Here is a 14996-nt window from a genome sequence, read left to right as displayed (position 1 = left end):
TTTCATGGAAAAAATCGATTCACCTCGCTGAGCCATTTTCCGAATTTTCAGACATCGTGAGCATGCTATGAGACGTAATGTGATAATCACGTTCTCTCTTTTTACCGGACACCGACATGGATAACGTTGAACTCTCTCGCCCTACGCGTTGGGGAATGGTTGCCACCGGGCTGATTCAGGGCCTGTTGTGCTATCTGTTGATTACCTGGCTGGCGCCGAAAAACAGCGGCTGGTTATTTTACGGCGTGCCTGCAACGGTGGCGCTCTCATCGACACTTCTTTTTACGGTTATTTCCTTCAGGCAGAAGCGCTTGTGGGGATGGCTGGCGCTGGTCTTTGTCGCCGTGCTGGGGATGAGCGGATGGATGAAGTGGCAAACCGGCGGCGTGGCTGGCTGGCGAGCGGATAACCTTCTCTGGGATTACGGCTGCTACCTGCTGCTGATGACGATGCTGCTGTTGCCCTGGATACAACAGAACCTGAATCCGCGCCAGGGAGTGACACGTTATGCCCGATTTTATGGATTAGCCTGGCATAACGCACTCACGTTACTGGTGATATTTATCGCTAATGGCCTGACGTGGCTGGTGCTCTTACTGTGGAGTGAACTCTTTAAGATTGTCGGCATCACGTTTTTCAAAACGCTCTTTTTTGAAACCGATTGGTTTATCTACCTCACGCTGGGGCTGATTACGGCGCTGGCGGTGATCCTGGCGCGGACGCAGCCGCGGCTGATTGGCGCCGTTCAAAAGCTGATGACGATCATCGCCACCGGCCTGCTGCCGCCAGTGGCGCTGCTGACGCTGCTGTTTATCGTGACGCTGCCGTTTACCGGCCTGAGCGCGATTTCTGACCACGCCTCTGCTGCCGGGGTACTCTCGACGCTGGCGTTTCTGCTGCTTCTGTTGATGGCAATCGTTCGCGATCCGCAGAAAACGTCACTGCCCTATGTCGGCGTGCTGCGCTGCCTGATTAAAACCGCACTGCTGATTGCGCCTGTGTATGTACTGATCTCGGCCTGGGCGCTGTGGCTGCGGGTAAATCAATACGGCTGGACGCCTGACCGTATACACGGCGTATTGATGGTGATGGTGCTGCTGGTGTGGTCGTTGGGATATTTCATCAGCATTGTGCGCCAGAAGGGACGGAATCCGTTAGTGGTGCAGGGCAAGGTGAATCTGGCGGTATCGCTGCTGGGGCTGCTGTTCGTGGCGCTACTGAACACTCCCGTGCTGGACAGCTGGCGTATCAGCGTGAACAGCCATATGGCGCGTTATCATAGCGGGAAAATTAGCGCCGATCAGGTGACGGTATATTTGCTTTATAGCACGGGTCGTTACGGACGCGAGGCGATGGAGTCGCTTAAAAACGATGCGGAGTATATGAAGGATGCAGAGCGTAAGCGTGAATTGCTGACGATGCTGGGCGGGGATCGCGATCAATTCTTTATGAAAGATCTGGCGGATAATGTTGCTATAGCACCAGGCACTTCCCAACCGGATGAGGCCTTCTGGCGAATGGTAATGGATGATCGTGGTCGCCTCTCCCTCTGTATTGTAAAAGATGCGTGCTTACTGGTGAGCCAGGATTTGAATGATGATGGCCAGCCCGAACGCATACTTTTCATATTCGGTGATAAATGGAGTCCGATTTACACATACGATCCTACCAAAAAAACCTGGGATTCAAACGGAACGCTGAAATTGCCAAAAAGCATCACCAAAGAGCAGGTTTTGCGTGCAATGAGTGAAGAGAGAATCGGGACTAAACTAAAATCGTGGCGCGACGTGACGATTGATGGTGAAACGCTGGAAGCGTATTACAACAACTGACAGGTCAAAAAAAAGCCCGGTGGCGCTACGCTTACCGGGCCTACAAATGGCATTTTTCAACGCCGGATAATTAATGTACCTGCGGGTCCGCCGGAGAGGCGTTATTGCGGATCTCTGCAATATCCATGGCGTTGAAAACGTAATGGCTACCGCAGTAATCGCAGTGCATATCGATTTCGCCTTCATCGGCCAGGATGCTGTCGATTTCTTCATCCGGCAGCGTTTTCAGCGCGCCAGCGCAGCGCTCGCGGGAGCAGGTGCACTTGAACTCCACGTCCTGCGGGTCGTAAATCGTCACTTCTTCTTCGTGATACAGACGCCACAGCACATCGTTCGCCGGCAGGGTGAACAGCTCTTCGCCTTTGATGGTCTCGGTCAGTGCCGCCAGGTGATCGAAATCATCACGCTGCGCGTCCTGTGCTGGCATTACCTGCAACAGCATACCGCCCGCCGCAGGCTTACCGTTCGCTTCGCCAGTGCGGATAAACAGACGCGTCGGCAGCTGTTCAGAGCGCTGGAAGTAATCTTCCAGGCATTCCGCCAGCGTATCGCCTTCCAGACCCACCACGCCCTGATAGCGCTCGCCTTCTTCCGGGGTGATGGTGATCACCAGATAACCATTCCCCACCAGTGCTTTCAGGTCGGCATCGGCAGGAATATCGCCCTGCACGCGCGCCACACCGCGCAGCTGCTGCTGGTTGTTGCCGTTGATCACGGCCAGCGTCATCGGGCCATCGCCCTGCAACTGAACGGTAATATCGCCAGCGAACTTCAGCGTTGCGGTCAGCAGGCTGGTGGCAACCAGCAGCTCGGCCAGCACGTTTTTTACCGGCTGCGGGTAGTCGTGGTTCGCGAGGATCTGTTCGAGGGTGTCTGATACGGTGACCAGTTCGCCACGGACGGCATAGTTTTCAAACAGATAGCGATGTAATTGATCGTGTTGAGTCATAATTTTCTCTCTTGAGGCGCCAGTCACTCACTGTCGCCATATTTAAATCTCATCAGGTCGCGGCGCTCTTTTTTATCCGGGCGTCGGTCCGGATGCGGCATCGTCAGCGCGTTGAGTTTACGTGCCAGCGCGACTTTCTCGCGCTTCTCAATGCTTTCAGCCGTCTCTTCATAAAGCAGCATGGCTTCGCTGGCCGGGCGGCGCTGCTCGGTAATGCTTTTCACCACGACGGTACGTTCGTCGTTGCCCTGGCGTAAGGTGAGCAGGGCGTTGAGTTCGACTATCTTGCTGGGCTTGCTGCGCTGCCCGTTATAGTGAACCTTGCCGCCGTCAACCATCTCCCTCGCCAGCGCCCGGGTTTTATAGAAACGCGCGGCCCATAACCATTTATCCAGCCGAACGCCCGCTGCGGACTTCTCTTTCATGGTCACTCCTTCACTTGAGTGAGGGGATCAGACGACGGTAATCATTCAGGGCGGGATGACGTAAATAGCTTTTGTCCGCCAGACCGGAGTCCGGGTTAGTGACGCCTAAACAGTAGCGAATACCAAATGTCGCCGCCGCGTCCAGAATCGCCTCGCTATCGTCGATAAACAGCGTGCGCTCCGCTTTCAGCCCTGTATGTTCCGCTACCGCCTGCCACAACCGCTGATCCTCTTTCGGATAACCAAATGTGTGGGTGGAAAGTAATAAATCAAGGTGTGCATCAAGACCGGTATGCTCCAGCTTGACGGAAAGGTTGTAAGGATGCGCGTTGGTCAGCAGAATGCGCCGCTTACCGCTCGCCTGTAAGGCATTGAGAAAAGGCACAGTATCATCACGCAGCGCCGCACGCGGCCCCTGCTCGCGGGTCATCGCACAAATATCCAAACCCAGCCGGTCGCTCCAGTAATCAAGACAGTACCAGTTTAGCGTATGCTGCACATCGTGGTACTCCTGGCGCAGCGCGTCGCGCGCTTCCTGCGGCGTCAGGCCCTTCTGGCTGCCGTAGGTCTCAGGCACCAGCGTTTGCCAGAAGTAATTATCGAATGCGAGGTCGAGCAGCGTACCATCCATATCCAGCAGAACGGTATCGACGTCCTGCCAAGCGATGTCAAAATGCATGAGGAGCCTCCAGCCATAGAATTGCGCGACAGGTTAGCACAACCTGCCGCTTTGCTTCATTCAGGATGGAATCAATGATGCGGCATATTTTGCTCATAATCCTCAGGGTTGGAGAGCAAAACGGGGTTGGTGCAGCTTTCGTAATATTTCTGAATTTCGACCAAACGTTCGCGATGACGCTGATAACGGCGCAGCGCCTGAACGCCGTTGTAGACGGCGCAGATAATCATCGCAATCATCAGCAGGGTGGTCGCCAGATAGCGCCACAGGCCGCTGCTATCCGGCATGCGGTGCAGGTTAACGTGCTGCGTGCCGTTGGCGTCGGTAAAGATATTGGTGACGATGCCTTCCGCGTGGAACGGGGTGTGCATCAGCATGCCCGCCAGACGCTGGAACTCGCTCCACTGCTGATGCGCCGGGAAGTCATACAGGCTCATCGTTGGATAAGGTTGAGTAACGAGATCGCTGCCTTCATCGCTGGTGATAAGAAAACCGCCAGGCGCCGGACTGTTCAGGGCCTGTGCCGCGCGCGCAGTTTCCCGCAGAATAAACGGCGCGGTGGAGGTATCGACCAGGTTATCGAGCGACTCGGCGCTGACCGGGCGTAGCAGAACGTTCACGCCGTCCAGACGCCCCGAATTGGCGCGCTTGACCAGCGTTTCCCAATCGCGCGTGTTCCCAAGGTTTACCAGTGCATTTTTGAGCCGCGAACACTCGTCCGCCGCCGAGCACAGATCTTTGGTTTTCAGCACGATATCGGCAAAGTCATCCAGCAGCACCATGCCTGATTTTTGAATCGCTGAGCGTAGCGCCGGGCTGACGCGGGAGCTGTCATCCGGCGTTGGGTGCAGCTGACGGTTCACCGCCTGCACCAGCGCCGTGGCTTTATTGACGATATCCGACTCCGGCAGCGGCAGGCGCGGCGCGTTATTCCAGATAATTTGCGAGCAGTCGAACGGCAGGAAAGGCGAACTCTCCTGCGCAGTCCAGGTACCCGGCGAATGAATATTACACATCCCGGTGCCCTGAAGTTGCAGCGTATCGCCCACACGCACGCCCGCTTTGGCGAGCTGATCGACGGTGGTGGCTTCAATCACCTGCGCGCCTTTCAGCCAGGAGAGCGTGAATTTAAACGGCATGTTGAGCGGCACGCTCACCCACAGCATCACCACCACCAGCAGCGCGCCACCGGCAATGACGGCGCTACGTAACCAGTGCTGAAGCGGGAAGTTTTTGACCTCATCGTGCAGCGACAGGAAACGTCCCTGACGCACTACATGCCTGTCGAGATAGATATCGATATCGGTTTGCTGGCCGAGATCCTGCGCGACAAACGGCTGCCAGTGGCGCGGGTAAATCAGGTCGATGATGCCCAGTGAAATATTGTTAATGTGTTCCTGGTCGTTTTCGCCAAACAAACCCCAGCGTTTTGGTGTGCCGCGCAGGCAGTGGATTTCACGCAGCGACGTTTTGGTGGGCGGTGCAAACAGGCCCCACAGGCCCGCCAGCAGCAGCAAAATGGCACCGCCGAGCAACCAGGGCGTAAAGACGCCGGGCAGGACCAGGCTGCAATAAAACAGGACGAATGCGCCAACGATCAGCAGCGCTTCCCGCAGCCCGTCCGGGCGGCTTAGCGCGTACTCTTCGTGCGTCTCCTGACGAATGTTGAGTAGCTCGATCTGTTCGCTCTCTTCGCCGCGAATAGATGCCTGCGTCGAGGTGGGGGATTCCAGCGCCTTACGCTGGCCTTCAAGGGTGTACTCTTTCAGCGAATAACCGTTGAGGGCAATCACCAGCGGAATATCATCGGTGACGATAAGTTCGATGCTGTTTTCGTCATTGATGTGCTGCTCCCAGAAGGGCGGCAGATGAACTTCGATGGAGTCGAGGAAATAGCGCCATTTATTGGGATCGTCGGTCGTGATGCCGTAGCGGGTAATGGCGCGGGTCAGGGTGAAAACGGTATTGCTTTGCGCATTCAACGAGATAAGCGCAGGGGCGACCGTAGAACCCGATGCGGGGATCTGCTGACTCTGGTTGAGATCTTCAAGATAGTTCTCAATGCCGCGACGCTCATCGTCGGTTAATTTGCGCGTGGTCGCGCCAGGGAATGCATGCAGCCAGGGTAAACGGCGTCGCTTTGCGCGCATGCGAATAAACCAGCCCGCCAGTAAGGCACAGACCAGAATCGCAGCGGTAAAGAGAGTCAATGTGCCCATGCTATTGCCATTATCCTTATTTTTGTCGGTCGCTTCATTCGTCTTTTTTATTATTCACTTTTAGTACGAATGACCCAGGTCTTCACAGATTTGTTGCACACTATCGTAACTCGCGAGGATAACAAACCCCTCTCGCGGCGAATATCAGCAAATTCTCAAATTTGTTTCAACTTCTTGACTTTTTGGAACAAATAAGGGTTATCAAAAACAATAGTTACGAAAATGTAAATAACAGCCATTTTAAATTGCCGGAATGCGCCTCCTGGCTCACAATGACAACAGTCATCACAGCAAAGAACGGTCCAATGAGTAAACCATTACAAAAACCCACGATTCTCCATGTTGAAACGGTCGCGCGCTCCCGTTTATTTAATGTTGAAAGCGTAGATCTGGAGTTTAGTAACGGAGTACGCCGCGTTTATGAACGCATGAAACCGTCGTCGCGTGAAGCCGTCATGATTGTGCCGGTGGTGGACGATCACTTAATTCTTATCCGCGAATATGCCGTGGGCACTGAGTCCTATGAGCTGGGGTTCTCTAAAGGGCTCATCGACCCGGGTGAAACCGTCTTTGAAGCCGCGAACCGCGAGCTGAAAGAAGAGGTAGGATTCGGGGCCAACAACCTGACCTTCCTGAAACAGCTCAGCATGGCGCCGTCTTACTTCTCCAGTAAGATGAATATCGTGGTGGCGGAAGACCTATATCCCGAATCGCTGGAAGGCGATGAACCGGAACCGCTGCCGCAGGTGCGCTGGCCTATCGCCAATATGATGGAACTGCTTGAAGAGCCGGATTTCAACGAAGCCCGTAATGTGAGCGCGCTGTTTTTAGTGCGCGAGTGGCTGAAGGCGCAGGGCAGGTTTTAAAGCTTTGCCGGGTGGCGCTAGCGCTTACCCGGCCTACAATTTATGGTGCTTTGTAGGCCTGATAAGCGAAGCGCATCAGGCAATTCGCGGTACCGTTAGAACAATTCCTGCGATTCCCCGTTATCAATAATCTCCGTTCCCACCTCGCGAATCGACTGATGCGTCGGTTGGGTGCCTTCGATAAAGTATTCGGCGCGGCTGTTACCGCCGCTGGACAACTGACCGGTGCTGCGGTCGATATTAATCGTGACGATACCCGGCGGCGGCGTTAACGGCTGTTCCGGCACCCCGGCCAGAATAGCTTTCATAAACGCATCCCACGCAGGCTGCGCGCTTTTCGCACCACCTTCGTAACCGGAAATCTGATCCTTAATTGCGCCCGAGGCTGAGGTTCTGCCGAGATCGCGACGGTGATCGTCAAAGCCAATCCACACTGAGGTCACCGCGCCCGGACCATAACCTGAGAACCACGCATCTTTCGAGCTGTTGGTGGTCCCGGTTTTACCGCCGATATCGTGACGTTGCAGATCGCGACCCGCGCGCCAGCCCGTACCCTGCCAGCCGGGTTCGCCGAAGACGTTGGTATTCAGCGCGCTCTTAATCAGGAACGACAGCGGCGTGTTGATCACATGCGGGGCATACTCCTGCGCGCCTGTCTGTGCCACCAGCGACTGGTTAGCCTGTTCAAGCTGCGGCATTGGTACGCTGGAATTCTGCGGCGTTTGTGATGCGGCGACATCCTCAACGTTTTTGTTTTCCAGTACGTCGGATTTCTGCGTTTTGCCGTAAATCACCGGGATATCACATTCCGGACAGGCGATTTTCGGTTTCGCTTCAAAAATCACGCCGCCCTGATCGTTCTCAATCTTGCTGATAAAGTACGGATCGACCAGGAAGCCGCCGTTCGCCATCACCGCATAGCCGCGTGCGACCTGTAGCGGGGTGAAGGATGGCGAGCCCAGCGCCAGCGATTCCGTGCGAACGATATTCTCAGACGGGAAGCCAAAGCGCTGGAGATACTCCGCCGCGTAATCGACGCCCATTGCACGCATCGCGCGCACCATCACCACGTTTTTCGACTGACCCAAACCCTGACGCAGGCGAATCGGGCCGGCATATTCGTTCGGCGAGTTCTTCGGACGCCAGTCTGAACCTGCCCCGGCATCCCAGCGGGAAATCGGCACGTCGTTCAGGATGCTGGCGAGCGTTAAGCCTTTGTCCATCGCTGCCGTGTACAGGAACGGCTTGATGTTGGAGCCCACCTGACGCAGCGCCTGCGTGGCGCGGTTAAATTTGCTCTGGTTGAAATCGAAGCCGCCGACCAGCGCGATGATCGCGCCATTCTGCGGGTTGATGGAGACCAGCGCCGAGTTCACATCCGGCACCTGCGACAACCACCAGCTTTCGCCAACCTGACGCACCCAAATTTGCTGCCCGGCCTGCACGACTTCGCTAACGCGACGCGGGGTTGGCCCCTGCGATGTATCTGAACGCCAGGCGCGCGCCCAGCGAACGCCTTCCATTGTCAGGGAGACAGAACTGCCATCGGCCAGCTGTGCGGTCGCTTCCGTCGCGCTGGCTGACATCACCACCGCCGGGCGCAGCGGCCCGTAGGTCGGAAGCGCTTTCAGGGAGTCAGTAATTTTCTTGCTATCCCACGGCGTCTCGCCCACTTTCCACAGCACATTAGACGGGCCGCGATAGCCGTGACGCATATCGTAATCCATCACGTTGGTCCGCACGGCCAACTGCGCGGCCTGCTGGTTCTTACGTGTGATGGTGGTGTAAACGCGGTAGCCGTCTTCATACGCCTGCTCGCCGTAGCGTTTCACCATCTCCTGGCGCACCATTTCAGTCAGATACGGGGCAGAGAAGGCGATTTCCGGGGCATGGTAGTCCGCATCAATCGGCTGGCTACGTGCCTGATCGTACTGCGACTGAGTGATATACCCTTCGTTCAGCATGCGCGACAGCACCACGTTACGACGGGCCGTGGCGCGATCCATAGAATAGAGCGGGTTGAAGGTGGAAGGCGCTTTCGGTAAGCCGGCGATCACCGCCATTTCGCTCAGGCTCAGCTGATCGATGGATTTACCGAAGTAAACATGCGCCGCAGCGCCCACGCCGTACGCGCGGTAGCCGAGGTAGATTTTGTTCAGATAGAGTTCGAGGATCTCATCTTTGCTCAGCATCTGCTCGATGCGAATGGCCAGGAACACTTCCTTTATTTTACGCATCAGCGTCTTTTCAGGGCTGAGGAAGAAGTTACGCGCCAGCTGCTGGGTGATGGTACTCGCCCCCTGCGACGCGTGGCCGGAGAACAGCGCGACGCTGGCGGCACGGAAAATCCCCACCGGGTCAACCCCGTGGTGCTCGTAGAAACGGCTGTCTTCCGTGGCAATAAAGGCCTTCACCAGCTCAGGCGGCATTTGACTGAGGGTGACCGGAATACGCCGTTTTTCGCCATATTGGGCGATCAGCTCGCCGTCTGCGCTGTAAACCTGCATTGGAATTTGCAGACGCACGTCTCTGAGCGTCGCAACATCTGGAAGCTGGGGCTCAATATACTTGTAGAGGCCATAAACCGAGCCTGCTCCCAGCAGAATGCAACAGACTGCAAGGATTAATAAATACTTTACGAACTTCACCGGAGATTTCCCATTTAGTTTCATTTGGGCAGTTTATAAACAAACGCGCGGTAGTATAAAGGCAAGCCAGATGCATTGATATAGCCGTCACCATGATGGCGTTTAAGGGATATCACGAAATGGCTTTCGGATGCTGGCAAATAGGTCTTCACATTCAACAGGATAAAATTGCGGCCCTTGCGCTCCAGCGCGTGCGCGGCGGCTGGGCGCTGCGTCGTTGGTGGCTTCTGCCGCTTCCCGCTGATTTCTCGACACTTTCTCCCCCACAGACGGAAAACGCGCTGGTGGCGGCCCTCGCGGCCTGGCGACGCGAGCTTCCGTGGCAGCATGCTGTCAGCCTGGCGTTTCCGGCGCATCGCACCTTACAAAAAACGCTGCCGCAGGCGTCGATGACGCTGCGTGACAGCGAGCAGGCGCAGTGGATCGCCAGCGCCATGGCGCAACAGGTGGCGATGGAGCCTTCTGCGCTCTGTTTTGATTATCAGCCAAACATGCAGGCAGAAGGCTGGAGCGTAACTGCGGCTCAGCGTAAGGACGTTGAACCGTTGCAGCGCGTCGCCCGCGCGCTGCGCCTGCATGTGACGGCGATTACGCCCGACGCCTGTGCGCTGCGCCACTTTCTGCCCCGGCTTTCCCACGGGGCGAGCGCGCTGGCGTGGCAGGACGATGCTCATTGGCTATGGGCCGGTGCAGCAGGCTGGGGAAGCGTGCTGCGGGCGGAGGCGTCTTCGTTGCACCAACTCAGCACGCGACTGGCTATGCCTGAGCTGGTGCGCTGTACCGCGCAGGCTGATGACGCTCCTCGCTTCGACCCCTGGAGTGTCATCGGGCAGATTCAGCCGCCGTTGCCCGCCGACAGCGATGCGTTTGCCATCGCCATTGGCCTGGCGCTGGGAGCACAGGAATGAGCGTGGCGGTTAACTTTCTGCCCTGGCGACAATCTCGTCAGCGAAAACGGCTCCGTCTTGCATGCCTCATCGTGACTGGCGTCATGCTGGCGCTGCTGGTGGCTGGGGCAAGCAGGCAGGTGGAATCGCGCCTGCAAGAGACGCTGCTGGCTTGCCATGTGGATGCCGAACGCCAGTTGATTCACGCGCTGACCCAGCGTGAAGAGCACTTCAGGCAACAACTGGAAGAACGCGCGCTGCTGCAGCGTCAACAGGCCACGCGGCAGCATACGTTCGCCTGGCAGGCGCGGCTGGTGGCGCTTGCCGAACAGTTGCCCGCGCAGGCATGGCTGACCGGCCTGAGCTACCAGAACGACGTATTGCAGCTTTCCGGCGTGCTGGCGCGTTTTTCCGCCTTGCACGCCCTTGATGAGCAAATGCAACGTATCGACGGTTTTCAGCCTGCCGTTGCCGGAAAAATGGCGCGCGATAAAGACGGACGCTGGCTGTTCAGCTATCAGATGAAAAGGAGATCCGCCGATGCTGCGCCCTGAACGCTGGCATGCCGGGCTTGCAGGTGTGCTGTTGATGGCGGCGGGCGGCGTGGCGTTTCTGCTGCAATCCGAAGCAGCCTCGCCGAACGCCGCGTGGAAGCAACAGCAGATACTGCGCATCGCCCGCTGGCAGAGCGTGATGCCGCTACAGGCGGCGCTAAACGTTGCCGCTGACGCCACTCTGGCTGCGACTAAACCCTTTTCCCCTGTCGATTTTCAACGCCCAGGGGCCGAACTGATGAGCTGGACGCCTGCCGTGCGGGGCGGTGAGCTGGTGCTGGAAACCGAATGGGAACAGGTGCCATCGGTGTTTATGCTTCTGGCGGAGCGGGGAATGCGGGTATCGGCCTTTTCTCTTCAGGCAGGCGAGACTCGGCATGTGCTGACGCTGCAACTGGAGAGCATCAATGCAGAATAATTTACGCGGCGCGCTAATGCTGTCCCTCCCGTTGTTGCTGGGTATGCGTGACCCCTTTTTGCCGGTAGACGATCCCTGTCGAATCGCGCAGCTCAGCCAGTTGCAGTACGCGGGCAGTGTGGATAGCGGGCAACGGCAGATTGCATTTTTGCGCGACGAAAAAGGAAAGTGGCGACGGATACAGCGAGAAGACGTACTCCTGGCTGGCTGGCGCATTACGGAGATCGCGCCGCAAAGCCTGACGATGGAGACGGGTGAAGCCTGCGAACCGTCGCAGTGGCGAATCATTAAAGGAGAAATCGAGCATGATAAAAAGGATAAGCCTGCTGGCGCTGATACTGCTGCCGCTGCTGGCCGCCAGTAAAAATGTGTCGCTGGTTGTCGATGAGGTGCCGGTGGCGCAGGTGCTGCAAAGCCTGGCCGATCTGGAGCAACGCAATATGGTGATTGCGCCCGATGTGCAGGGCACGCTGTCGTTGCAGCTGAAAAATGTGCCGTGGAAGCAGGCGCTGCAAACGGTGTTAACCAGCAGCGGATTAATCATGACCCAGCAAGGCAGCGTTATCGCCATTCATTCGCAGGCCTGGCAGGAAGCACGTCAGCAGCGCGCGCAGGCTGAGCAGGAAAAACGCCAGCAGGCGCTTCCGCTGAAAAGCCGCAGCATCGTGCTGTATCACGCGGATGCAGCGGAACTCGCCAAAGCCGGGGAAAAGTTGCTGAGCCCGCGCGGCACGCTCACCGTCGATAAACGCACTAATCGGCTCATTCTGCGTGATGATGAAAATCATCTGCCACTGTTTGATAGCTGGGCCAGCGAAATGGACATTCCCGTGGGTCAGGTTGAGCTGGCGGCGCACATCGTTACCATTAATGAAAAGAGTCTGCGCGAGCTTGGCGTGAAGTGGACGCTGGCGGATGCCGACAATCCGCCGGGGCTGGGCAAAGTGACCACCCTCAGTAGCGACTTGTCTGTGGCGGATGCGACCACCCGCGCGGGGTTTAACATTGGCCGCATTAATGGCCGTTTGCTGGAGCTGGAACTCTCTGCGCTGGAACAAAAGCAGCAACTGGAAATTATCGCCAGCCCACGTTTACTGGCTTCGCACCTACAGCCTGCCAGCATCAAACAGGGGAGCGAAATTCCTTATCAGGTCTCCAGCGGCGAAAGCGGTGCGACCTCGGTAGAATTTAAAGAGGCGGTGCTGGGGATGGAAGTGACCCCTACAGTGCTACAGAAAAACCGCGTCCGCCTGAAACTGCACATTAGTGAGAATATGCCGGGGCAGGTACTGCAACAGGCCGATGGTGAAGTGCTGGCTATCGATAAACAGGAGATTGAAACCCAGGTGGAAGTCCAGAGCGGCGAAACGCTGGCACTGGGCGGAATATTCTCGCAAAAAAACAAAACCGCGCGGGATGGTATACCTTTATTGGGCGATATCCCGCTATTGGGCCAACTTTTCCGCCATGACGGCAAAGATAATGAGCGACGAGAGCTGGTGGTGTTTATCACCCCACGCATCATTTCTACTCGCTGAAGGCCCGTTAATCGCTGAAATTTCTTTACGAACTGACGTCAGGTGTTTGACGTGAGACAGGATTTAGCATACAAGGAGTACCGATTTGAGCGTCGGCGCCTCTTTCCAGTCTCCTTCAAGACGGCAATTTAATCTGTTGCCAAACCAGCCGGAGTATTGAGATAATTTTCAGTCTGACTCTCGCAGTATCGCACAAGAGGTTTCAGTTCATGTCCGGCGACGCCAAAGTGTTTGCGGCGCGGATTTATCATTAACGAATAGTCTTAGTAGTACCAAAAAAATGGCAGAGAAACGCAATATCTTTCTGGTTGGACCTATGGGTGCCGGCAAAAGCACTATTGGGCGCCAGTTAGCCCAACAGCTCAATATGGAATTTTACGATTCTGATCAAGAGATTGAGAAACGGACAGGCGCTGACGTGGGCTGGGTCTTTGATGTCGAAGGCGAAGAAGGTTTCCGTGACCGCGAAGAAAAGATCATCAACGAGCTGACCGAAAAGCAGGGCATTGTTCTGGCGACGGGTGGTGGCTCTGTTAAATCTCGCGAAACGCGCAATCGTCTCTCCGCCCGCGGCGTGGTGGTTTATCTCGAAACGACCATCGAAAAACAGCTGGCACGTACGCAGCGCGATAAAAAACGTCCGCTGTTGCAGGTTGATGCACCGCAGCGCGAGGTTTTCGTGGCGTTGGCCGATGAGCGCAACCCGCTGTATGAAGAGATTGCCGACATCACTATCCGTACTGACGATCAGAGTGCAAAAGTGGTCGCGAACCAGATCATTCATATGCTGGAAAGCAACTGATACTGGGCAGCGAACACTGCGTCAGCGTAAAGCGTTTAAGCGAATATAAGTAACCAAGGTGGACGTCGCGTTATGGAGAGGCTTACTGTAACTCTCGGGGAACGTAGTTACCCGATAACCATCGCGGCTGGTTTGTTTAACGATCCAGCTTCCTTCTTACCGCTCAAGTCTGGCAGCCAGGTTATGCTGGTCACCAACGAAACGCTGGCGCCGCTCTATCTTGATAAGGTCCGTTCTGTGTTAGAACAGGCTGGCGTCAAGGTCGATAGCGTGATCCTTCCCGATGGCGAGAAGTACAAAAGCCTGGCCGTGATGGACACCGTCTTTACAGCACTACTGCAAAAACCGCACGGTCGCGATACGACCCTGGTAGCCCTTGGCGGCGGCGTCATTGGCGATTTAACCGGGTTTGCGGCGGCGAGCTATCAGCGCGGCGTGCGCTTTATTCAGGTACCTACCACGCTGCTTTCGCAGGTAGATTCCTCGGTTGGCGGCAAAACAGCCGTAAACCATCCCCTTGGCAAGAATATGATTGGCGCGTTCTGGCAACCGGCTTCCGTGGTTGTCGATTTGAACTGCCTGAAAACCCTGCCTGCGCGTGAACTCTCTTCGGGTCTCGCTGAAGTCATCAAATATGGCATTATCCTTGACGCGCCGTTCTTCGACTGGCTGGAAGAGAATATTGATGCCCTGATGGCCCTCGATGAGAAAGCCATGGCGTACTGCATTCGTCGCTGTTGCGAATTAAAAGCAGAAGTTGTCGCTGCGGACGAGCGCGAAACCGGCTTACGTGCTTTACTCAATCTTGGACATACATTTGGACATGCGATTGAAGCCGAGATGGGTTACGGTAACTGGCTTCACGGTGAAGCGGTTGCTGCTGGCATGGTCATGGCGGCGCATACCTCTGAACGCTTAGGTCAGTTTAAGCCGGAAGAGACACAGCGTATTATTGCGCTGCTCAAGCGCGCAAACCTGCCGGTCACGGGCCCGCAGGAGATGACGGCACAAGCCTATCTGCCGCACATGATGCGCGACAAAAAAGTTTTAGCCGGTGAGATGCGACTCGTCCTCCCGCTGGCAATCGGTAAAAGTGAAGTGCGCGGCGGTGTGCCGCATGATGTGGTTCTTGGCGCTATTGCTGATACTCAGCGGGCGCAACAATAAGAAAGGTCAAGC

At 56.2% G+C, this 14996-nt stretch carries 14 protein-coding genes; 9 read left to right on the top strand and 5 right to left on the bottom strand.

Translation table 11 applies throughout. The features are described 5' to 3' along the window. Positions 1-116: 116 nt before the first annotated feature. The gene (locus tag AC1MKH_RS22690; RefSeq protein WP_276218735.1) at positions 117-1832 is read left to right on the top strand and encodes a DUF4153 domain-containing protein; all 1716 of its coding nucleotides are present in this window, start codon (positions 117-119) and stop codon (positions 1830-1832) included. Positions 1833-1902: 70 nt separating this feature from the next. Here AC1MKH_RS22690 and hslO read toward each other — a convergent pair whose 3' ends face one another. The 4 genes from hslO to AC1MKH_RS22670 all read right to left on the bottom strand — a co-directional run bounded on the left by hslO (position 1903) and on the right by AC1MKH_RS22670 (position 6104). Beyond that, positions 1903-2781, bottom strand: coding sequence for an Hsp33 family molecular chaperone HslO (hslO, locus tag AC1MKH_RS22685; RefSeq protein WP_015962680.1), 879 nt, complete (start codon positions 2779-2781; stop codon positions 1903-1905). 23 nt (positions 2782-2804) lie between these two features. Further along, positions 2805-3206 (bottom strand): ribosome-associated heat shock protein Hsp15, encoded by a 402-nt coding sequence (gene hslR, locus AC1MKH_RS22680; protein WP_276218733.1) that lies wholly within the window; start codon positions 3204-3206, stop codon positions 2805-2807. A 10-nt stretch (positions 3207-3216) separates the two neighbouring features. Next, positions 3217-3885: a GMP/IMP nucleotidase gene (gene yrfG, locus AC1MKH_RS22675; protein WP_108476594.1), complete on the bottom strand. Its 669-nt coding sequence runs from the start codon at positions 3883-3885 to the stop codon at positions 3217-3219. A gap of 71 nt (positions 3886-3956) precedes the next feature. After that, the gene (locus AC1MKH_RS22670; RefSeq protein ID WP_276218730.1) at positions 3957-6104 is read right to left on the bottom strand and encodes an intracellular growth attenuator family protein; all 2148 of its coding nucleotides are present in this window, start codon (positions 6102-6104) and stop codon (positions 3957-3959) included. A gap of 305 nt (positions 6105-6409) precedes the next feature. Between AC1MKH_RS22670 and nudE the strand changes: the two genes are divergently transcribed. Beyond that, positions 6410-6970: an ADP compounds hydrolase NudE gene (gene nudE / locus AC1MKH_RS22665; RefSeq protein ID WP_231826033.1), complete on the top strand. Its 561-nt coding sequence runs from the start codon at positions 6410-6412 to the stop codon at positions 6968-6970. A 95-nt stretch (positions 6971-7065) separates the two neighbouring features. Here nudE and mrcA read toward each other — a convergent pair whose 3' ends face one another. Continuing rightward, positions 7066-9618, bottom strand: a complete 2553-nt coding sequence (gene mrcA, locus AC1MKH_RS22660) for a peptidoglycan glycosyltransferase/peptidoglycan DD-transpeptidase MrcA (RefSeq protein ID WP_276218727.1) — start codon at positions 9616-9618, stop codon at positions 7066-7068. A 119-nt stretch (positions 9619-9737) separates the two neighbouring features. Here mrcA and AC1MKH_RS22655 point away from each other — a divergent pair, with 119 nt between their 5' ends. The 7 genes from AC1MKH_RS22655 to aroB all read left to right on the top strand — a co-directional run bounded on the left by AC1MKH_RS22655 (position 9738) and on the right by aroB (position 14984). Then, on the top strand, positions 9738-10526 hold the full coding sequence (locus AC1MKH_RS22655) for a pilus assembly protein (protein WP_276218725.1): 789 nt from the start codon (positions 9738-9740) through the stop codon (positions 10524-10526). Between the two features lie 2 nt (positions 10527-10528). Next, the gene (locus AC1MKH_RS22650) at positions 10529-11059 is read left to right on the top strand and encodes a PilN domain-containing protein (RefSeq protein WP_276218723.1); all 531 of its coding nucleotides are present in this window, start codon (positions 10529-10531) and stop codon (positions 11057-11059) included. Continuing rightward, entirely contained in the window at positions 11046-11477 is a 432-nt protein-coding gene (locus AC1MKH_RS22645) for a HofO family protein (protein ID WP_276218721.1), read from the top strand. Before AC1MKH_RS22650 ends, AC1MKH_RS22645 begins: the two co-directional genes overlap by 14 nt. Then, positions 11467-11841: a HofP DNA utilization family protein gene (locus AC1MKH_RS22640; RefSeq protein ID WP_276218719.1), complete on the top strand. Its 375-nt coding sequence runs from the start codon at positions 11467-11469 to the stop codon at positions 11839-11841. The genes AC1MKH_RS22645 and AC1MKH_RS22640 overlap by 11 nt, the downstream gene beginning before the upstream one ends. After that, positions 11783-13015: a DNA uptake porin HofQ gene (hofQ, locus tag AC1MKH_RS22635; protein WP_276218717.1), complete on the top strand. Its 1233-nt coding sequence runs from the start codon at positions 11783-11785 to the stop codon at positions 13013-13015. The genes AC1MKH_RS22640 and hofQ overlap by 59 nt, the downstream gene beginning before the upstream one ends. A gap of 280 nt (positions 13016-13295) precedes the next feature. Further along, positions 13296-13817, top strand: coding sequence for a shikimate kinase AroK (aroK, locus tag AC1MKH_RS22630; protein WP_015962691.1), 522 nt, complete (start codon positions 13296-13298; stop codon positions 13815-13817). A 72-nt stretch (positions 13818-13889) separates the two neighbouring features. After that, positions 13890-14984 carry a 3-dehydroquinate synthase gene (gene aroB, locus AC1MKH_RS22625; RefSeq protein WP_276218714.1) on the top strand — a complete coding sequence of 365 codons (1095 nt, stop codon included), beginning with the start codon at positions 13890-13892 and terminating at the stop codon, positions 14982-14984. Positions 14985-14996 lie beyond the last annotated feature (12 nt).

It is taken from the genome of Pseudocitrobacter sp. CD920760 (genome assembly GCF_057782505.1).
Note: the sequence above shows the minus strand (reverse complement) of the source record. Positions and strands in the feature narration are given on the sequence as shown.

Coding starts and splice junctions, on each gene's coding strand:
- AC1MKH_RS22690 (WP_276218735.1), top strand. CDS start 117: ATGGATAACGTTGAACTCTCTCGCCCTACGCGTTGGGGAATGGTTGCC.
- hslO (WP_015962680.1), bottom strand. CDS start 2,781: ATGACTCAACACGATCAATTACATCGCTATCTGTTTGAAAACTATGCC.
- hslR (WP_276218733.1), bottom strand. CDS start 3,206: ATGAAAGAGAAGTCCGCAGCGGGCGTTCGGCTGGATAAATGGTTATGG.
- yrfG (WP_108476594.1), bottom strand. CDS start 3,885: ATGCATTTTGACATCGCTTGGCAGGACGTCGATACCGTTCTGCTGGAT.
- AC1MKH_RS22670 (WP_276218730.1), bottom strand. CDS start 6,104: ATGGGCACATTGACTCTCTTTACCGCTGCGATTCTGGTCTGTGCCTTA.
- nudE (WP_231826033.1), top strand. CDS start 6,410: ATGAGTAAACCATTACAAAAACCCACGATTCTCCATGTTGAAACGGTC.
- AC1MKH_RS22655 (WP_276218725.1), top strand. CDS start 9,738: ATGGCTTTCGGATGCTGGCAAATAGGTCTTCACATTCAACAGGATAAA.
- AC1MKH_RS22645 (WP_276218721.1), top strand. CDS start 11,046: ATGCTGCGCCCTGAACGCTGGCATGCCGGGCTTGCAGGTGTGCTGTTG.
- AC1MKH_RS22640 (WP_276218719.1), top strand. CDS start 11,467: ATGCAGAATAATTTACGCGGCGCGCTAATGCTGTCCCTCCCGTTGTTG.
- hofQ (WP_276218717.1), top strand. CDS start 11,783: ATGATAAAAAGGATAAGCCTGCTGGCGCTGATACTGCTGCCGCTGCTG.
- aroK (WP_015962691.1), top strand. CDS start 13,296: ATGGCAGAGAAACGCAATATCTTTCTGGTTGGACCTATGGGTGCCGGC.
- aroB (WP_276218714.1), top strand. CDS start 13,890: ATGGAGAGGCTTACTGTAACTCTCGGGGAACGTAGTTACCCGATAACC.